Here is a 19,635-nt window from a genome sequence, read left to right on the forward strand (position 1 = left end):
GTGCCTTTTTCTTATCTTAGCGCTGATTACTCTTCAGTAGAGAAACCCGCGTTTAGAAGCGCTGCTAGGTTGTCTGTCGCTTGCTCAGCTGAAGGACCTTGGTCTTCGCGTTGCTTTTGACGCTCCTGATGGTAGGCAAAACCAGTACCAGCAGGGATTAGACGACCAACAATTACGTTCTCTTTCAGGCCACGAAGGTCATCACGCTTACCAGAAACCGCAGCTTCTGTTAGTACGCGTGTTGTCTCCTGGAACGAAGCCGCAGAGATGAACGATTCTGTTGCCAAAGAAGCTTTGGTAATACCAAGAAGCTCGCGCTCATAGCGAACCACCTCTTTGCCTTCAGCTTCTAGCTGACGGTTAGCAATCTTAACCTGAGAGTATTCAACCTGCTCACCAGGTAGGAACTCAGAGTCACCAGCGTGAGTGATTGTACACTTACGTAGCATTTGACGAACGATAGTCTCAATGTGCTTATCGTTAATCTTAACCCCTTGCAGACGGTATACTTCTTGAACTTCGTTCGCGATGTATTCTGTTACTGCACGGATACCACGTAGACGTAGAATATCATGCGGTGCTTCTGGACCGTCGGCGATAACATCACCACGTTCGATCTTCTCACCTTCAAACACGTTCAACTGACGATGCTTAGGAATCATTTCTTCATAAGCTTCACCACCCTCACGAGTGATCACTAGACGACGCTTACCTTTCGTCTCTTTACCAAAGCTCACAGTACCTGTGTGCTCAGCAAGGATTGCAGGTTCTTTTGGCTTACGTGCTTCAAACAGGTCAGCAACTCGTGGAAGACCACCAGTGATATCTTTGTTACCACTTGATTTCTGAGGAATACGTGAAAGCGTGTCACCCACACCCACTTCCGCACCGTCTTCTAGTTGTACGATTGCTTTACCAGGCAGGAAGTAGTGAGCTGGCATATCTGTACCAGGAATCATTACATCGTTACCTGCAGCGTCAATCAGCTTAACCGCTGGACGCATATCTTTACCAGCAGATGGACGAGCCGCTGCATCGGTTACTTCACTTGAAGAAAGACCTGTTAGATCGTCGGTTTGACGAGAAACAGTTACACCGTCGATCATGTCCACAAACTGGATACGACCTGCCACTTCAGTGATGATTGGCATGGTGTGCGCTTCCCAGTTAGCAACCGTTTCGCCTGCATCTACTGGGTCATTGTCTTTCTTACTTAAGATGGAACCGTAAGGCAGTTTGTGCTTCTCTTTTGTACGACCGAACTCATCAATGATGGTAAGTTCTGAAGCACGAGAAGTAATCACTAGCTTATCGTCTTTGTTGGTTACAAACTTCGCGTTGTGAAGCTTGATAGAACCTTTGTTCTTCGCTTGGATGCTGTTCTCAGCTGCTGCTGTCGAAGCCGCACCACCGATGTGGAACGTACGCATCGTAAGCTGTGTACCCGGCTCACCGATAGACTGAGCAGCGATAACACCAACTGCTTCACCTTGGTTAACTAGGTGACCACGTGCTAGGTCACGACCGTAACACTGTGCACAACAACCGAAGTCAGAATCACACGTTACTACAGAACGTACTTTCATCTTATCAACAGAGTTTTCGTCGATAATCTGACACCACTTCTCATCAATCAGAGTATTACGTGGGATCAATACGTCTTCTGTACCTGGCTTCACGATGTCTTCAGCAACAACACGACCAAGCGCAAGCTCTGTCAATGCTACTTTAACGTCACCACCCTCGATGTGAGGCATCATGTCGATACCTTCGTGAGTGCCACAATCGTGTTCGTGCACTACGACATCCTGAGCAACGTCTACTAGACGACGCGTCAAGTAACCGGAGTTCGCTGTCTTAAGTGCGGTATCCGCAAGACCCTTACGAGCACCGTGAGTAGAGATAAAGTACTGAAGTACGTTCAGACCTTCTTTAAAGTTCGCGGTGATTGGCGTCTCGATGATTGAACCATCCGGACGTGCCATCAGACCACGCATACCGGCAAGCTGACGAATCTGCGCTGCAGAACCACGAGCACCGGAGTCGGCCATCATGTAGATGCTGTTGAACGATTCTTGCTGCTCTTCTTCACCGTCACGGTTAATAACTGTTTCAGAAGACAGGTTATCCATCATTGCTTTCGCAACGCGGTCGTTCGTAGACGCCCAGATATCGATAACTTTGTTGTATCGCTCACCCGCAGTAACAAGACCAGATTGGAACTGCTCTTGAATTTCGCGAACTTCTTCTTCTGCGTCAGAAATTTCAGTGTACTTCGCGTCTGGTACAACCATGTCGTCGATACCAACAGATACACCAGACATTGCCGCATAAGCAAAACCTGTGTACATGATTTGGTCAGCGAAGATAACTGTGTCTTTCAAGCCAAGCTTACGGTAAGCCTCGTTAAGAAGCGTTGAGATTTGCTTCTTACCAAGCTTTTGGTTCACTAGGCTGAATGGAAGACCTGATGGCACGATTTGCCAAAGCATTGCACGACCGATAGTGGTATCAACTAAACCAGTATTCGTTGTGCTGTTGCCGTCTTCATCAACAACAGTTTCAGTAATACGTACTTTTACGCGAGTGTGAAGCTCAACAGAGTCCGTGCGGTATGCTTTTTCAGCTTCCTCAGGACCAGCAAGGTACATGCCCTCGCCTTTTGCGTTGATCTTGTCACGAGTCATGTAGTAAAGACCCAATACAACGTCCTGAGAAGGTACGATGATCGGATCACCTGACGCTGGCGACAGAATGTTATTCGTCGACATCATCAGTGTACGTGCTTCAAGCTGCGCTTCCAGAGTTAGAGGTACGTGTACCGCCATCTGGTCACCATCGAAGTCGGCGTTGTATGCCGCACACACTAGTGGGTGAAGCTGAATCGCTTTACCTTCGATAAGTACTGGTTCAAACGCCTGGATACCAAGACGGTGAAGTGTTGGTGCACGGTTAAGCAGTACTGGGTGTTCGCGGATAACTTCGTCTAGGATATCCCAAACGATCGCTTCTTCGCGCTCTACCATCTTCTTAGCTGCTTTGATTGTCGTCGCCATGCCACGAGTTTCTAGCTTGCTGTAGATAAATGGTTTGAATAGTTCAAGTGCCATCTTCTTAGGAAGACCACACTGATGCAAACGTAGGTATGGACCAACTGTGATTACAGAACGACCAGAGTAATCTACACGTTTACCTAGAAGGTTCTGACGGAAACGACCTTGTTTACCCTTGATCATATCAGCAAGAGATTTCAGAGGACGCTTGTTAGAACCAGTGATCGCACGACCGCGACGACCGTTATCTAGAAGGGCATCAACAGACTCTTGCAGCATACGCTTTTCGTTACGTACGATGATGTCTGGAGCCGCTAGCTCTAGAAGACGCTTCAAACGGTTGTTACGGTTAATTACACGACGGTAAAGGTCATTCAGATCAGACGTCGCAAAGCGACCACCATCTAGTGGAACTAGAGGACGTAGATCTGGCGGAAGCACAGGAAGAACCGTTAGGATCATCCACTCTGGGTTGTTACCCGATTGAATAAACGCTTCAACGATTTTCAGACGCTTAGTTACCTTCTTACGCTTGGTTTCAGAGTTAGTTGTTTCTAGCTCTTCGCGCATTTGCTCAGCTTCACGACCAAGATCCATTGTACTTAGCAGATCTTTGATCGCTTCAGCACCCATCTTAGCAGTGAATTCATCGCCCCACTCTTCCAAGCGGTCTAGGTATTCTTCTTCTGTTAGCATCTGACCTTTTTCTAGATCAGTCATGCCTGGTTCTGTTACGACGTACATTTCAAAGTAAAGTACGCGTTCGATATCACGCAGCGGGATATCCATCAACAAACCGATACGAGACGGCAGTGATTTTAAGAACCAGATATGGGCAACAGGAGAAGCCAATTCGATGTGACCCATACGATCACGGCGAACTTTAGTTTGTGTAACTTCAACGCCACACTTCTCACAAATTACACCACGGTGCTTCAGGCGCTTGTATTTACCACAAAGACATTCGTAGTCTTTAACTGGACCAAAAATACGCGCACAGAACAGACCATCGCGCTCAGGCTTGAACGTACGATAGTTGATCGTTTCAGGTTTTTTTACTTCACCAAAAGACCATGAACGAATCATGTCTGGTGAAGATAGACCGATTTTGATTGCATCAAATTCTTCGGTCTTATGCTGTGCTTTTAGAAAGTTTAATAAGTCTTTCACAATCAGCTCCTGTAAGGAGTTAAAAGGAACTCACCCGCAAAAGTGAGCACCTTCTACCAAATAATCACTTTCCTTACCTCTTAATGATTCATTAAGAGGGAAAGAGATTACTCTTCGTCTTCTAGCTCGATGTTGATACCTAGCGAGCGAATCTCTTTCAACAATACGTTGAACGATTCTGGCATACCAGGTTCCATGCTGTGGTTGCCGTCTACGATGTTCTTATACATCTTCGTACGACCATTCACATCATCCGATTTCACCGTTAGCATTTCTTGTAGAGTGTAAGCAGCACCGTATGCTTCAAGTGCCCATACTTCCATCTCACCGAAACGCTGACCACCGAACTGAGCTTTACCACCAAGTGGTTGCTGAGTTACTAGGCTGTAAGAACCGGTTGAACGTGCGTGCATCTTGTCATCAACCAAGTGGTTCAGTTTCAGCATGTACATGTAACCAACAGTTACAGGACGCTCAAACTCATCACCAGTACGACCATCAAACAGACGCAGCTGACCAGATTCAGGCAAGTCACCCAACTTCAATAGCTCTTTGATCGATGCTTCTGGAGCACCATCGAAGATTGGAGTCGCAATTGGTAGACCACCACGAAGGTTCTGTATCAAAGTACGTACTTCTTCATCGCTTAACGCCGCAACATCGACTTTCTGGCGTGTGTCGCCCAGATCGTATACTTCTTGTAGGAAGTTACGGAACTTATGCAGTTCTTGCTGTTCTTTCAGCATCTGGTTGATCTTGTCGCCAATACCTTTCGCAGCAAGACCCATATGAACTTCAAGGATCTGACCGATGTTCATACGAGACGGTACACCCAGTGGGTTAAGCACGATGTCTACTGGCTCGCCTTTTTCATCGTAAGGCATGTCTTCAACAGGGTTGATCTTAGAGATAACACCCTTGTTACCGTGACGACCAGCCATCTTGTCACCAGGCTGAATACGGCGTTTAACCGCTAGGTAAACCTTAACAATCTTAAGAACGCCAGGTGCTAGATCATCACCTTGAGTGATCTTGCGACGCTTGGTTTCAAATTTCTTATCGAAGTCTGCTTTCAGCTCGTCCCACTGCTCAGCAAGTTGCTCTAGCTGCGCTTGAAGATTTTCATCATCAAGGGACTGCTCAAGCCACTTCTTACGATCGATTGTGTCTAGCTTCGCTTCAGAGTAACCACCAGAAATCAATACGGCTTTAACACGAGCAAGAAGACCGCCTTCCAGAATCTGGAATTCTTCAGTCAAATCTTTCTTCGCTTCTTTAAGCTGCATTTGTTCGATTTCAAGCGCACGCTTGTCTTTCTCTACGCCATCGCGAGTGAAGACTTGAACGTCGATGATGGTACCGGAAACAGAGTTTGGTACACGCAGTGATGTATCTTTAACGTCAGATGCTTTTTCACCGAAGATTGCACGTAGTAGCTTCTCTTCTGGCGTTAGCTGAGTTTCACCTTTAGGCGTTACTTTACCAACTAGGATGTCGCCACCCTTCACTTCAGCACCGATGTAAACGATACCTGACTCGTCTAGTTTAGACAGAGCAGATTCACCTACGTTTGGAATATCAGCTGTGATCTCTTCAGAGCCAAGCTTAGTGTCACGCGCCACACAAGAAAGTTCTTGAATGTGAATAGTCGTGAAACGGTCTTCCTGAACAACACGCTCAGAAACAAGGATGGAATCCTCAAAGTTGTAACCGTTCCAAGGCATGAACGCGATACGCATGTTCTGACCAAGTGCCAACTCACCAAGGTCGGTTGAAGGACCGTCAGCAAGAACGTCACCACGTGCTACTGGTTCACCCGGTAGTACAGTTGGACGCTGGTTGATACATGTGTTCTGGTTAGAACGCGTGTACTTAGTCAGGTTGTAAATGTCGATACCTGCTTCACCAGGAACCAACTCATCTTCATTTACTTTCACAACGATGCGTGATGCGTCAACCGACTGGATAACACCGCCACGCTTAGCAACTGCTGTTACACCGGAGTCAACGGCTACGTTACGCTCGATACCAGTACCAACAAGAGGCTTATCAGCACGCAGAGTCGGAACAGCCTGACGTTGCATGTTCGCACCCATCAAGGCACGGTTTGCATCATCGTGCTCTAGGAATGGGATAAGCGATGCCGCCACAGATACAACCTGGTTTGTCGCAACGTCCATGTAATCAACTTGATCACGTGGGTGCAGACCAGATTCACCTTTTTGACGAGCTGTAACCAATTCTTCTACGAATGTGCCTTCCTCTGTTAGACCAGAGTTAGCCTGAGCGATGATGAATTGACCTTCTTGAATAGCAGATAGGTAATCTACTTCATCGGTAACAATCCCATCTACTACGCGACGGTATGGTGTTTCTAGGAAACCATACTCATTACAACGCGCAAACGCAGATAGAGAGTTGATTAGACCGATGTTTGGACCTTCAGGCGTTTCGATAGGACATAGACGACCGTAGTGAGTTACGTGTACGTCTCGCACTTCGAAACCAGCACGTTCACGAGTCAAACCACCAGGACCCAATGCAGAAATACGACGCTTGTGCGTTACTTCTGAAAGAGGGTTGTTCTGATCCATAAACTGTGAAAGCTGTGAAGAACCAAAGAATTCTTTAACTGCCGCAGAAATTGGCTTCGCGTTGATGAGGTCTTGAGGCATGATCGCATCAAGGTCGCCTAGACTTAGACGCTCTTTAACCGCACGCTCTACACGTACTAGACCAACACGGAATTGGTTTTCTGCCATTTCGCCTACGCTACGAATACGACGGTTGCCAAGGTGGTCGATATCGTCCACTTCGCCTTTACCGTTACGGATCGCGATAAGCTTCTTCATCACTTCGATGATATCAACTTCATCAAGTGTGCCTTGCTCTAGAGCGTCTTCGCGCTCAATAGAACTGTTGAACTTCATACGACCAACAGTAGATAGGTCGTAACGTTCTTCCGCGAAGAATAAGCTTTCGAATAGCGCTTCTGCTGCTTCTTTTGTCGGTGGCTCACCTGGGCGCATCATGCGGTAGATTTCTACCAATGCAGAGATGCGGTCAGTTGTGCTGTCGATACGTAATGTATCTGACATGAACGGACCGTGGTCTAGGTCGTTTGTAAACAGCACTTCAAGCTTCTTGTGACCAGCTTGAGACAAGTTAGCCAATGCTTCTAGGCTAATCTCTTGGTTTGCACCAACAATAATTTCGCCAGTGGCTTCGTTGATGTAATCATTCGAAGATACTTTACCTACGATGTACTCGATAGGAACTTCGATGTAATCAACGCCGTCTTTTTCTAGCTGACGAATGTGACGTGCAGTCACACGGCGACCAGTCTCGACATAAGTCTTACCGTTCGCTTCAATGTCAAATGATGCAGTTTCACCACGTAGACGATCAGGAACCAACTCCATAAGAAGAGTTTGGTCTTTCACTTCGAAATTCACTTTCTCGAAGAAGATATCTAGGATTTCTTCAGTCGTTTTACTCAGTGCACGAAGGATGATTGAAGCAGGTAGCTTACGACGACGGTCGATACGTACGTACAAGTTATCCTTAGGATCGAACTCAAAGTCTAACCATGAGCCACGGTAAGGGATAACACGTGCGTTGTATAAAACTTTACCTGATGAGTGGGTCTTACCCTTATCGCTGTCGAAGAACACGCCTGGGCTTCGGTGCAGCTGGGATACGATAACCCTCTCGGTACCATTAATTACGAAGGTACCATTGTCTGTCATGAGTGGAATTTCACCCATGTAGACTTCTTGTTCTTTAATGTCTTTTACAGTACCTGCTGGCGCATCTTTATCAAAAACAACTAGGCGCAGTTTTACGCGTAGTGGCTTTGAGTAAGTGACGCCGCGAATTTGACATTCTTTAACATCAAAAACTGGCTCACCAAGACGGTAGCTAACGTATTGCAGCTCAGAATTGCCGTTGTAGCTCTGAATTGGAAACACAGAACGAAAAGCAGCTTCAAGACCGTATTGTCCTTCAGGATCCTGTTCGATAAATTTGTCGAACGAATCGAGCTGGATCGATAGCAGGTATGGAATGTCCAAAACTTGTGGACGAGTACCAAAGTCCTTACGGATGCGCTTTTTCTCGGTATAAGAGTAAACCATGGGGTTCCTCAGCTCGCTGATAAGTGACCCAAACTGTCCGCCCGTTCCTAGTTACTTAAGGAGGGGTAAGGGACAGTGACTAAACAACTGTTTACTGTAGAACGAATTAGCAAGGTTGCTGATTCGTTTTTTTGCATGGATAAAGGCGCTTAAACAGCAGGAAAATTCGCCTATACCCTACAGCGCAAAAAGGCCGGTGGTCAATAAACCACCAGCCATTAGCCTTTCGGCTAAGAAATTAAGTAATAATTACTTAACTTCAACAGAAGCACCAGCTTCTTCTAGTTGTGCTTTAAGAGCATCAGCTTCAGCTTTGTCAACACCTTCTTTCAGAGGTGCTGGAGCGCCGTCAACTAGACCTTTAGCTTCTTTAAGACCTAGACCTGTAGCGCCACGTACTGCTTTGATTACAGCAACTTTGTTACCGCCAACAGCAGTTAGGATTACGTCAAATTCAGTTTGCTCAGCAGCAGCTTCGCCACCAGCAGCACCGCCAGCTACAACAGCAGCTGCAGCAGTAACGCCGAATTTTTCTTCCATAGCTTCGATAAGCTCAACAACTTGCATTACAGACATTTCTGCAACTGCGTCTAGGATTTGCTCGTTAGTAATAGACATAACAATTCTCTTTTAAGTCAACAATAAGTTTATTTTGCAACCAGTAAAAAGCAAGCCTTAAGCTGCTTCTTCTTTTTGATCGCGGATAGCAGCGATAGTACGTACCAGCTTGCCAGCAGAAGCTTCTTTCATGCACATCATTAGGCGTGCAATTGCTTCGTCGTAAGTTGGTAGTGTTGCTAGTACTTCAGCGTCAGTTACTGCGCCTTCAAATGCAGCAGCTTTAATCTCGAAGTCAGAGTTCTCTTTTGCGAAGTCTTTAAAAAGACGCGCCGCAGCACCTGGGTGCTCGTTAGAGAACGCGATTAGAGTAGGACCAGTGAAAGTGTCTACAAGACACTCATAGTCAGTACCCTGAACCGCACGACGTGCTAGCGTGTTACGCACGACTTTCATGTAAACACCCGCTTCACGAGCTTGTTTACGTAGAGAAGTCATTGCGCCAACGTTAACGCCACGAGAGTCAGCTACAACTGCAGAAAGTGCACCACTGGCAGCTTCGTTGACTTCAGCAACAATTGCTTGTTTGTCTTGAAGGTTTAAAGCCATCTTGGATTTACTCCTGGTTGTCGTTACACCACTCACATCAAAATGAAGTGAGAGTTAAAACGGTGCAGTTCCAGAAGAAAGGCTATCTATTAAAAAGTCAGCTTTCTTTAGGTTCGGACACCGTCTACGTAGGTTTGATTAAGTCTGCTAATGCAAACGCCTACGGTCTTGGACGGAGACTTAGTCTTCTCGAAAGAAAAACTTAGCCCCAACCACAAATATTAGGCGCGAAATTATACATAAATTTCACGCCTAATCAAATTTATTATGCTGTTTGAGTGTTCAGGCTAGCCTGATCAACTGAAACGCCAGCACCCATTGTAGTAGAGATGCTGATTTTCTTCAGGAAAGTACCTTTCGCTGAAGATGGCTTAGCTTTCTTAAGAGCAATAAGAAGAGACTCTAGGTTCTCTTGAAGTTGCTCAGCAGAGAAGTTAGCTTTACCGATAGTCGTGTGGATGATGCCGTTCTTGTCGTTACGGTAACGAACCTGACCTGCTTTAGCATTTTTAACTGCTTCAGCAACGTTAGGAGTTACAGTACCAACTTTAGGGTTTGGCATTAGACCGCGAGGACCTAGGATAGTACCTAGTTGACCAACAACACGCATTGCATCAGGAGAAGCAACAACTACGTCGAAGTTCATTTCGCCTTTCTTCACTTGCTCAGCAAGATCTTCCATACCTACGATATCTGCGCCAGCTTCTTTAGCTGCTTCAGCATTTGCACCTTGAGTGAACACTGCAACGCGGATTTCACGACCAGTACCGTGAGGTAGTACAGTTGCACCACGTACGTTCTGATCAGATTTACGAGCATCGATGCCTAGGTTAACAGCAACATCTACAGACTCAACAAATTTAGCCGTTGCTAGTTCTTGAAGAAGTGCAACAGCTTCGTTGATTTCGTATTCTTTAGTTACGTCAACTTTTTCGCGGATTACGCGCATACGCTTAGTAAGTTTTGCCATAATATTAACCCTCTACCACTAGGCCCATTGAACGAGCAGTACCTGCGATAGAACGCTTCATCGCTTCGATGTCAGCACCTGTCATGTCTGCAGCTTTAGTTTCTGCGATCTCTTGAAGTTGAGCGTCAGTAACTGTACCCACTTTCTCAGTGTTTGGACGACCAGAACCCGACTTAACACCCGCCGCTTTCTTAAGAAGAACTGCTGCTGGTGGAGTCTTTGTTTCAAAAGTGAAAGAACGGTCGTTGTATACTGCGATAACAACTGGGATCGGTAGACCTTTTTCTACAGATTCTGTTTTTGCGTTAAACGCTTTACAGAATTCCATGATGTTCACACCATGCTGACCTAGTGCAGGACCAACCGGTGGACTTGGGTTTGCCATACCCGCTGCAACTTGCAGCTTGATATAAGCTTCAACTTTCTTAGCCATGATATTTCCTAAATTTTGGGTTCAAGCGCCGACCTGTTGGTAAGCTCCCCGTTAGATAAAAACCTTTCTACTTCCTTCGAAGTAAAAAGGCGCGAAATTATAATCATAATCCGCGCCTTTAACAACCCTAAAATAGGTGTTTTTTTAGTCAAGCTTATCGACTTGACCAAACTCGAGTTCAACCGGTGTTGCACGACCAAAGATCGATACAGACACTTTAATACGGCTTTTCTCGTAATCCACTTCTTCAACCGTTCCATTAAAGTCAGCAAATGGTCCTTCGTTAACACGAACCACTTCACCAGCCTCAAACATCGTCTTAGGACGAGGAGCTTCGCTTGCTTTCTCAAGACGGTTTAGAATTGCATCCGCTTCCTTATCAGAAATTGGAGCAGGACGATCAGAGGTACCACCAATGAAGCCCATGACACGCGGCACACTGCGCACTAAGTGCCATGATTCATCATTCATGATCATCTGAACTAGGACATAACCTGGGAAGAACTTACGCTCACTCTTACGGCGTTGACCTGCACGCATTTCCACAACTTCTTCTGTTGGAACAAGAACTTCACCAAAAAGTTCTTCCATATCGTGCATCTTAATGTGCTCGCGAAGAGATTGTGCAACACGACCTTCATATCCAGAGAAGGCTTGAACCACATACCAGCGTTTTTTAGGAGCTTCACTCATGTATTAAAACCCTCAAACTCCAGTCGCTAGAGCAACCAAACGAACCATAATGCCGTCGATTCCCCAAAGCGCTAAAGCCATAACTATACTAACTGCTAATACAATCAATGTTGTTTGCATGGTTTCTTGGCGAGTTGGCCAAACTACCTTGCGAACTTCAACTTTTGCTTCATTTGCAAAAGTGATTGCTGCTTTACCTTTACCCGTTGTAGCGATAACAGCCAATGCAGCACCGACGAGTGCTACTGCACCTGCTGCACGGAATACTACGTTCAGCTCATACAATGTAAACTCTTCACCACCACCAAGAAGAGCGTTTCCAACAACAGCAGCGGCAAGCAGAATAACAGCGACAATCCACTTTAATGTATCTGCTGCATTTGAGCTATCAGGAGTTTCAGCATTTGCTTTCATAAAACCAACCTGTGACAAGTCTTAAATATAGACGACAACAACCCCGCTGTTGCAGGGCACATTCCATCGCATTGGAACCCAACGCATACCATGAAAAAAATGAGATCTTTTTCACAAAATTCTTTGCTTTGAGCAGAAAATGACAAACCTTGTCATTCATCTCTTTTTATAGCGCAGAAAAAGGGCATCAAATGATGCCCTTTTTACTAGCTGTTCGTCAAATCTTATTCAAAGATTTTCGCAACAACACCAGCACCTACAGTACGACCACCTTCACGGATTGCGAAACGTAGACCTTCATCCATTGCAATAGGAGCAATTAGAGTAACTGTCATTTGAACGTTGTCGCCAGGCATTACCATTTCAACGCCTTCAGGAAGAGTGATGTCACCTGTTACGTCCGTAGTACGGAAGTAGAACTGTGGACGGTAACCCTTGAAGAATGGAGTGTGGCGACCACCTTCGTCTTTAGACAGAACGTATACTTCTGACTCAAACTTAGTGTGTGGGTTGATTGAACCCGGTGCAGCCAGTACTTGACCACGCTCAACTTCTTCACGCTTAGTACCACGTAGAAGTGCACCAACGTTCTCGCCCGCACGACCTTCGTCTAGAAGCTTACGGAACATCTCAACACCAGTACATGTAGTTACTGTTGTTTCTTTGATACCAACGATTTCTACTTCATTACCTACGTTTAGGATACCACGCTCGATACGACCCGTTACAACCGTACCACGACCCTGGATAGAGAATACGTCTTCGATTGGTAATAGGAACGGCTGATCTACAGCACGCTCTGGCTCTGGGATGTAAGAATCTAGTGCTTCTGCAAGCTCTACAATCTTGTCTTCCCACTGCTTCTCGCCGTTTAGAGCGCCAAGAGCTGAACCTTGGATAACTGGTAGGTCATCACCTGGGAATTCGTACTCAGAAAGAAGTTCACGAACTTCCATTTCTACTAGCTCTAGAAGCTCTTCATCATCAACCATGTCACACTTGTTCATGAATACGATGATGTAAGGGATACCAACCTGACGGCCTAGTAGGATGTGCTCACGAGTTTGAGGCATTGGACCATCAGTCGCAGCTACAACTAGGATACCACCGTCCATTTGCGCAGCACCTGTGATCATGTTTTTAACATAATCGGCGTGTCCTGGGCAGTCTACGTGTGCGTAGTGACGAGATGGAGTGTCGTACTCAACGTGAGAAGTTGCGATTGTGATACCGCGCTCACGCTCTTCTGGAGCGTTATCGATTGATGCGAAGTCTTTCGCTTCACCGCCGTACACTTTAGATAGAGTAGTACAGATTGCAGCAGTTAGAGTTGTTTTACCGTGGTCAACGTGGCCGATAGTACCAACGTTTACGTGCGGTTTCGTACGTTCAAATTTTTCTTTAGACATGGGGTGTCCCTCAAGGTACGGATTTAGGTGGCTTTAAGACCACGTAACCAAAATAATGGTGATTGTATTACAAAAAGGAAGGTCACTACTAAGAGCTGGTGCTGATAGGCGGATTTGAACCGCCGACCTCACCCTTACCAAGGGTGCGCTCTACCGACTGAGCTATATCAGCACTTAAAATGAGTTGGAGCGGGCAGCGGGAGTCGAACCCGCATCATCAGCTTGGAAGGCTGAGGTAATAGCCATTATACGATGCCCGCAACACGTAACTCTGTGAGCTATTTCCTTTAGGAATATGGTGGAGGGGGACGGATTCGAACCATCGAAGGCAGTGCCGGCAGATTTACAGTCTGCTCCCTTTGGCCACTCGGGAACCCCTCCAAATTTTTAAAACTTTTTCTCGCTCTCTATTACACAGAGGGAAAAAGTGGTGCCGACTACCGGAGTCGAACTGGTGACCTACTGATTACAAGTCAGTTGCTCTACCTACTGAGCTAAGTCGGCACACGAGTGGGGCGAATTCTATTGAATGATTTTGTACCTTGCAATAGAAAATTGAAAAAAAATACAAATTTCCTTTAACTTCGGGTTATTTGCGCACAAATCCATCAAGATTTCATGATTCATACTCAACAATTGGCGCCCAAATCGTTTGCAAGTGACGTAGCATAGTGTATTGTCACTCTCCCTGATTTATATGGATATCTGAGTACTTTATGAGCCCTTACATGTCTTTTAACCGTCAACAATGGTCGGAGCTACGTGATTCGGTGCCTATGATGTTGTCAGAAGAGGATCTGAAAGAACTCCAGGGCATCAATGAAAGTCTCACAATGAAAGAAGCCGTAGATATCTACCTTCCTCTATCACGATTGTTAAACTTGTATGTGGAAGCAAGGCAAAGTCGAAATTCTGTATTACATCGCTTCTTAAATCAAAAAGAGCACGCGCCACCTTTTGTTATTGGCATTGCGGGTAGTGTGGCAGTAGGGAAAAGTACAACTGCTCGATTGCTAAAAGCGCTGCTCTCTCGTTGGGAAAATCATCCTAAAGTAGAACTCATTACTACTGACGGGTTCTTATATCCTAACAAGGTGCTAAACGAAAACGGATTGATGCAGAAGAAAGGATTCCCAGAATCCTACGACATGAAAAAATTGGTGCAATTTGTCTCGGATGTAAAAGCATGTAAGAGAAATGTAAAAGCGCCTGTTTATTCACACCTTACTTACGACATTACATCGAATAAAAAAGTCGTTGATTTACCAGATGTTTTGATTATAGAAGGGTTGAACGTACTCCAAAGTGGCATGGATTATCCACATGATCCTCATAGAGTGTTTATCTCAGATTTTTTAGACTTCTCTCTCTTTGTGGATGCACAACCAGAAATGATTCAAACGTGGTATGTCGAACGATTTATGAAATTTCGACAGGGAGCGTTTACGAAGCCAGGTTCTTATTTTGGTCATTATACTAAACTAACCAAAAACGAAGCTCTCGAGAAAGCTCAAAGTATTTGGCAAACCATAAATGGAAAAAATTTACAGCAGAATATTTTACCGACACGTGAGCGCGCACAGCTCATTTTGCAAAAAGGGCAAAACCATATGGTAGAAAAAGTTCTGCTGAGAAAGTAGCTCGGTTACTCAATTCCTCTCAGGGAAATTTCTCCCCCAATATAGGTTTCAATGCCTTTGTCTGTTTCAATTAGTATACCGCCCTGCGCATCAATTCCTCTCGCTATTCCATATAGCTCTTTGGGTCCTAGTATCAATTTGATAGGTCTTCCAAGATAATTATCTAAACGATTCCATCGTTCAACGAAACCTTCCATACCATAGAGTTCATAGCTTTCTAGAGAGCGCTCCCAGGCGTTAATAATAGCTAAAGCCAATGCATTTCTGTCAATGTTCTCATTAGGTAAGATTTGCTCTAATGAAGTCCAAGGCTGGGTAATGTTTTCTGTTTTGTCTGGCATGGCAATATTTAATCCCATGCCAATCACTAGATGCGCAGCTGCTCCAGCCTGCCCAGACATTTCAACGAGAATACCGGCTAGCTTTTTGTCTTCATAGTACAAATCATTAGGCCATTTAAGCTTTACACCTTGAATACCAAGAGATTCAAAAGCCTCTACTACCGCGACGCCCACTACTAGGCTGAGCCCCATTGCTGCAGCAATTCCTGCATCCAGTCGCCAATACATGGACAAATACAAATTACTTCCAAAAGGAGATACCCACTCTCTCCCACGTCGACCTCGACCTTGGCTCTGGTATTCAGCCAAACACACATCACCACGATTCAGTTCTCCGGCACAATCCAGCAAGAATTGATTAGTTGAATTGATGATAGGAAACACTTTTAACATTTGACCTGAAGAGTTGGCCAATTTTTCTTCATCGAGCAAAGAAAGAGGCCTAGGTAATCGATAACCTTTTCTTTGGACACTGAATACATCAAGCCCTAACTCTTGTATGCTTTTAATATGTTTACTTATTGCAGCCCTAGAAACGCCAAACTGCTCACCAAGGGCTTCACCCGAATGGAACTCTCCATCGGCGAGTTGTTTTACAATGCCGTATTTTACGGAATCTACTTTCATTATTTACCCTTTAGACATTCCGCAAGACACGTTTCACCTACACTTCCTATAAAGCGCACTTCATGCTCCAGCTCTACCTGATATTTTTTAAATACTGTCTGCTTTACAAGAGCTGCAAGGCTGACAACCTCGTTTGACGTGGCTTCTCCAGTATTTACCAACACCAACGCCTGTTTTGGATGCACCATAACGCCACCGATTTTCTCACCTTTTAAGTTAGCTTTATCAATCAACCATCCTGCAGCTAACTTAACCCCCTCTTTAGTTGGGTAACCTACGATATCTGGGTATTGTCTTTCTAGACGATCGAACTGATCTTGAGAAATCACGGGGTTCTTGAAAAAGCTACCTGCATTTCCTTGTTTACAAGGGTCTGGAAGTTTAGAACGGCGAATATCACAAACGCGCTCGTAAACATTAAACGCGGTTTGATCTTCTTTTGGCAAATCAGACAAAGCGCCATATTTTGTTTTAGGCGCCCAATTTTTGGGGAGTTTAAAACCAACCGAAGCTACAATAGCTTTGTTTTTCAGCACACGCTTAAAAATCGAATCTCGATAACCAAATTGGCACTCATTATTAGTCAAACGCTTGATCTGCTGGCTTTCAAGACAATAGATTTCAACGTATTCACATACATCTTTTAGCTCAACACCATACGCTCCAATATTTTGAATAGGGGCAGAACCGACACAGCCAGGAATAAGAGCGAGATTCTCTAGCCCAAAATAGCCATTTTCAAGTGTCCACTCAACAAACTCAGGCCAATCTTCTCCACCTTGAACACTCAGATGAAAATGAGTATCTGATTCAGTGACAGACTTTCCTTTTAACCCATTGAGCATCACCACACCCTGGAAGTCTTGTATGAATAACACGTTACTGCCTTTACCTAACATCAACTTCGGCAACTCATTCCATTCTGGTTTATTGTAGACGTCTCTAAGGTCTTCTATTGATTCAATAACAGCCATATGACGACATTGGACATCAATACCAAAGGTATGAAAGGGCTTCAAACTATTGTTTTTGTATATCTGCATAATATTTGGAGTTAGAATTTCACTAAAGAGCATATTACCTCAACTATTTAGCGAGCGCAGTGACGAATGAGTAAGCTTGAAGTCAAAATACTCGACCCAATCCTTTTGCCTTTGGTGAAGCGCTTTTATAAACAGTATTATCCTTCCGCAAAACCCAAATCAGATGAGCTAATTCTGGGCGGATATCTTAATGGAACCTTAGTATCTACTGTACGATTTCGAACTATTGAAGACAGTCGTCTATTGACAGGTATGCTAGTTGCAAAAGAGCATCAAAATAAAGGCTTAGGTCACAACTTATTAGTTTTCTGTCAAGGTGACATTTTACAAGAAGGTGATTTCTGCTTTGCTTATGAGCATTTGAAAAGTTTTTATCATTCGCATGGATTTAGAACTGTCGAAATAGAAGACCTACCTAATGGGTTAAGGAATTTGTTTATCCGATATCTCCGTAGTGGCAAAAAATTAAACGCGATGAAATACTTTGTATAAGATTATTCCGCATATGTTTGAGTTATCTAGTCAATGTGGTCCGACTTTTGGTAAAATGAACGATTAGCCGTCAATCATATAAAGAAGGTAAAGCCTCTAACATGATCGCAACCAGGAATCTCCTTAAGACACTTCCAACAATTGCGCAAAATCCAGATTCTTTTGAGGTTCTGTATTCTGCAAAATCGTTTCGTGAACACCTGCTTAGTGCGATTAAGCAAGCAACTCATCGAATCTACATTGTTGCACTTTATCTAGAAGATGATGACGCCGGTAGGGAAGTGTTGACTGCTCTTTACGAGGCAAAACAAAAGAAACCAGATTTAGACATTAAGATCTGTGTAGATTGGCATCGAGCTCAAAGGGGGCTGATTGGTGCGGAAGCATCCGAGGGTAACGCAGCTCTATATAAGAAGTTTTCAGAGCAATATGAACAGCCTATTCCTGTATATGGTGTCCCAGTCCGAGGACGTGAAGTCTTTGGGGTTCTTCACCTAAAAGGCTTTGTTATCGATGATTCTGTGATATATAGCGGAGCCAGTCTAAACAACATCTACCTCAATTTTAATGATAAGTATCGCTTTGATCGCTACCATGTCTTTCATAATGAATACTTAGCCAACTGTATGACGGATTACATCGAACAATCGATGATTCAGCATCCAGCGGTCAACAATCTGGCATGTAATAGCAAACCCAACACAAAGTCAATTAAACCAGCAATTCGACAACTTAGATCATCTTTGGCGCAGAGCCAATATAAATTTGATCATCAGAATGTGGGTTCTGAACAGGTAGCTGTGACGCCTCTGGTTGGCGTAGGAAAGCGACGTAATAGACTTAATCAGAGCATCAACCATTTAGTAGCTCTAGCAAAAGATGAAGTCTTTATTTGTACACCTTATTTTAATTTCCCTAAAAGCCTAGCTAGGCAGATTAAAAAAGCACTAAATCGTGGTGTAAAAGTCACGATTGTAGTTGGTGATAAAACTGCCAATGATTTCTATATCCCACCGGAAAAGGAATTCAAGACAATCGCAGGGCTACCTTATTTATATGAAATGAACTTAAGGCGCTTTGCGAAAGTCAATGAAGCCAATATTGCTAGCCGGATGCTCAATATCAGAGTTTGGAAGCATGATTCAAATAGCTACCACCTAAAAGGCATATGGGTCGATAAAAGGTACATGCTTATCACAGGTAACAACCTTAACCCTAGGGCTTGGAAGTTAGATTTAGAAAACGCGATCCTTATACAAGATCACTATAATCATCTGACTGAGAAGTTTGAGAAGGAAGTAGAAAACATCCTGCAGCACACAGAACTTATTTGCACCTACAGGCAATTAGATAAGGTAGAAAATTACCCACTAGAGGTCCAAAAGCTCATTCGAAAAATTACTCGAGTCAGTGTAGATAAAATTCTTAAGCAAATACTTTAAAAATCGAATTGAATAATAGAAAGCCCAGCACTCGCTGGGCTTTTCTTTGCCTATAAATCGTTTATCCCCGCTAGAAGTCACTTCGAATTGAGATTCATACGTTCTAAATAAAACAATGCTCTAGTTAAGATTAACTATCACGGATGAAAAGACTATAGGAAGCTCTGATAAGATCGATATTTGGTTTTAATAAACCATAAGCTAGATAGTGGAACACTACGACTCACCTACCTACGAGCTAAACATAAAACTCATTCAAGAGTAGTAAATAACAGCAGATTGAATAGGCTTGTTCTTGATGCTCCCGATCGCATAGCCAAAATGTGTACTAGAGAATGGCATAGACTGGAAATAGAATTCAGTAGATAAAATGCAAAAAACCCGCTGATATATCAGCGGGTTTTTTAATAGTGGCGGAGAGATAGGGATTTGAACCCTAGATACGCTATTAACGTATGCCGGTTTTCAAGACCGGTGCTTTCAACCACTCAGCCATCTCTCCACAAATTGTCACTAAAACTTAGTCTTACAGTAAAATGCTAATTTTTAGTTTAGCCTTCAAATTATCAATAATTGAAAGCGATATTTAAAGCCTGGCGATGTCC

14 protein-coding genes and 5 tRNA genes are annotated in these 19,635 nt (G+C 44.3%); 3 read left to right on the forward strand and 16 right to left on the reverse strand.

Annotated features, from left to right (window positions below; translation table 11 throughout):
- Window positions 1-26 precede the first annotated feature (26 nt).
- The 13 genes from rpoC to CW749_RS20535 form a co-directional block, all read right to left on the reverse strand.
- Window positions 27-4,223 (reverse strand): DNA-directed RNA polymerase subunit beta', encoded by a 4,197-nt coding sequence (gene rpoC / locus CW749_RS20475; protein WP_101114255.1) that lies wholly within the window; start codon window positions 4,221-4,223, stop codon window positions 27-29.
- Between the two features lie 107 nt (window positions 4,224-4,330).
- Complete coding sequence (rpoB, locus tag CW749_RS20480; RefSeq protein WP_101114256.1) at window positions 4,331-8,359, reverse strand: DNA-directed RNA polymerase subunit beta; 4,029 nt, start codon at window positions 8,357-8,359, stop codon at window positions 4,331-4,333.
- Between the two features lie 249 nt (window positions 8,360-8,608).
- On the reverse strand, window positions 8,609-8,977 hold the full coding sequence (gene rplL, locus CW749_RS20485) for a 50S ribosomal protein L7/L12 (RefSeq protein WP_101114257.1): 369 nt from the start codon (window positions 8,975-8,977) through the stop codon (window positions 8,609-8,611).
- 57 nt (window positions 8,978-9,034) lie between these two features.
- Window positions 9,035-9,526 (reverse strand): 50S ribosomal protein L10, encoded by a 492-nt coding sequence (gene rplJ / locus CW749_RS20490; RefSeq protein WP_101114258.1) that lies wholly within the window; start codon window positions 9,524-9,526, stop codon window positions 9,035-9,037.
- A gap of 265 nt (window positions 9,527-9,791) precedes the next feature.
- Window positions 9,792-10,496, reverse strand: coding sequence for a 50S ribosomal protein L1 (rplA, locus tag CW749_RS20495; RefSeq protein WP_101114259.1), 705 nt, complete (start codon window positions 10,494-10,496; stop codon window positions 9,792-9,794).
- 4 nt (window positions 10,497-10,500) lie between these two features.
- Window positions 10,501-10,929, reverse strand: coding sequence for a 50S ribosomal protein L11 (gene rplK / locus CW749_RS20500; RefSeq protein ID WP_101114260.1), 429 nt, complete (start codon window positions 10,927-10,929; stop codon window positions 10,501-10,503).
- 144 nt (window positions 10,930-11,073) lie between these two features.
- On the reverse strand, window positions 11,074-11,622 hold the full coding sequence (nusG, locus tag CW749_RS20505) for a transcription termination/antitermination protein NusG (protein ID WP_101114261.1): 549 nt from the start codon (window positions 11,620-11,622) through the stop codon (window positions 11,074-11,076).
- A gap of 12 nt (window positions 11,623-11,634) precedes the next feature.
- On the reverse strand, window positions 11,635-12,036 hold the full coding sequence (secE, locus tag CW749_RS20510) for a preprotein translocase subunit SecE (protein ID WP_101114262.1): 402 nt from the start codon (window positions 12,034-12,036) through the stop codon (window positions 11,635-11,637).
- A gap of 224 nt (window positions 12,037-12,260) precedes the next feature.
- Entirely contained in the window at window positions 12,261-13,445 is a 1,185-nt protein-coding gene (gene tuf, locus CW749_RS20515; RefSeq protein WP_101114263.1) for an elongation factor Tu, read from the reverse strand.
- Between the two features lie 96 nt (window positions 13,446-13,541).
- Window positions 13,542-13,617 (reverse strand) — tRNA-Thr (locus CW749_RS20520).
- A 13-nt stretch (window positions 13,618-13,630) separates the two neighbouring features.
- Window positions 13,631-13,705 (reverse strand) — tRNA-Gly (locus CW749_RS20525).
- A gap of 36 nt (window positions 13,706-13,741) precedes the next feature.
- Window positions 13,742-13,826, reverse strand: a tRNA-Tyr gene (locus tag CW749_RS20530).
- Between the two features lie 47 nt (window positions 13,827-13,873).
- A tRNA-Thr gene (locus CW749_RS20535) sits at window positions 13,874-13,949 on the reverse strand.
- 212 nt (window positions 13,950-14,161) lie between these two features.
- Here CW749_RS20535 and coaA point away from each other — a divergent pair.
- A complete protein-coding gene (gene coaA / locus CW749_RS20540; RefSeq protein ID WP_101114264.1) occupies window positions 14,162-15,085 on the forward strand; it encodes a type I pantothenate kinase in 924 nt (307 codons plus the stop codon).
- 5 nt (window positions 15,086-15,090) lie between these two features.
- On the opposite strand, the gene birA is transcribed toward coaA, so the two are convergent.
- Window positions 15,091-16,053, reverse strand: a complete 963-nt coding sequence (birA, locus tag CW749_RS20545) for a bifunctional biotin--[acetyl-CoA-carboxylase] ligase/biotin operon repressor BirA (RefSeq protein WP_101114265.1) — start codon at window positions 16,051-16,053, stop codon at window positions 15,091-15,093.
- Window positions 16,053-17,096, reverse strand: coding sequence for a UDP-N-acetylmuramate dehydrogenase (gene murB, locus CW749_RS20550; RefSeq protein ID WP_101114271.1), 1,044 nt, complete (start codon window positions 17,094-17,096; stop codon window positions 16,053-16,055). The genes birA and murB overlap by 1 nt, the downstream gene beginning before the upstream one ends.
- Window positions 17,097-17,162: 66 nt before the next feature.
- Between murB and CW749_RS20555 the strand changes: the two genes are divergently transcribed.
- The gene (locus tag CW749_RS20555) at window positions 17,163-17,588 is read left to right on the forward strand and encodes a GNAT family N-acetyltransferase (RefSeq protein ID WP_101114266.1); all 426 of its coding nucleotides are present in this window, start codon (window positions 17,163-17,165) and stop codon (window positions 17,586-17,588) included.
- 101 nt (window positions 17,589-17,689) lie between these two features.
- Window positions 17,690-19,030 (forward strand): CDP-diacylglycerol--serine O-phosphatidyltransferase, encoded by a 1,341-nt coding sequence (pssA, locus tag CW749_RS20560; protein ID WP_101114267.1) that lies wholly within the window; start codon window positions 17,690-17,692, stop codon window positions 19,028-19,030.
- Between the two features lie 411 nt (window positions 19,031-19,441).
- Here pssA and CW749_RS20565 read toward each other — a convergent pair.
- Window positions 19,442-19,532, reverse strand: a tRNA-Ser gene (locus CW749_RS20565).
- Between the last annotated feature and the right edge of the window lie 103 nt (window positions 19,533-19,635).

This window comes from Vibrio sp. vnigr-6D03, from assembly GCF_002835515.1.
GTDB lineage: Bacteria > Pseudomonadota > Gammaproteobacteria > Enterobacterales > Vibrionaceae > Vibrio > Vibrio penaeicida.

Bases quoted from the DNA above. Each gene is read 5' to 3' on its own strand.
- rplL (WP_101114257.1), bottom strand. From the start codon at position 8,977: ATGTCTATTACTAACGAGCAAATCCTAGACGCAGTTGCAGAAATGTCT.
- CW749_RS20555 (WP_101114266.1), top strand. From the start codon at position 17,163: ATGAGTAAGCTTGAAGTCAAAATACTCGACCCAATCCTTTTGCCTTTG.
- rplK (WP_101114260.1), bottom strand. From the start codon at position 10,929: ATGGCTAAGAAAGTTGAAGCTTATATCAAGCTGCAAGTTGCAGCGGGT.
- tuf (WP_101114263.1), bottom strand. From the start codon at position 13,445: ATGTCTAAAGAAAAATTTGAACGTACGAAACCGCACGTAAACGTTGGT.
- coaA (WP_101114264.1), top strand. From the start codon at position 14,162: ATGAGCCCTTACATGTCTTTTAACCGTCAACAATGGTCGGAGCTACGT.
- secE (WP_101114262.1), bottom strand. From the start codon at position 12,036: ATGAAAGCAAATGCTGAAACTCCTGATAGCTCAAATGCAGCAGATACA.
- rplJ (WP_101114258.1), bottom strand. From the start codon at position 9,526: ATGGCTTTAAACCTTCAAGACAAACAAGCAATTGTTGCTGAAGTCAAC.
- birA (WP_101114265.1), bottom strand. From the start codon at position 16,053: ATGAAAGTAGATTCCGTAAAATACGGCATTGTAAAACAACTCGCCGAT.
- pssA (WP_101114267.1), top strand. From the start codon at position 17,690: ATGATCGCAACCAGGAATCTCCTTAAGACACTTCCAACAATTGCGCAA.
- rpoB (WP_101114256.1), bottom strand. From the start codon at position 8,359: ATGGTTTACTCTTATACCGAGAAAAAGCGCATCCGTAAGGACTTTGGT.
- nusG (WP_101114261.1), bottom strand. From the start codon at position 11,622: ATGAGTGAAGCTCCTAAAAAACGCTGGTATGTGGTTCAAGCCTTCTCT.
- murB (WP_101114271.1), bottom strand. From the start codon at position 17,096: ATGCAGATATACAAAAACAATAGTTTGAAGCCCTTTCATACCTTTGGT.
- rplA (WP_101114259.1), bottom strand. From the start codon at position 10,496: ATGGCAAAACTTACTAAGCGTATGCGCGTAATCCGCGAAAAAGTTGAC.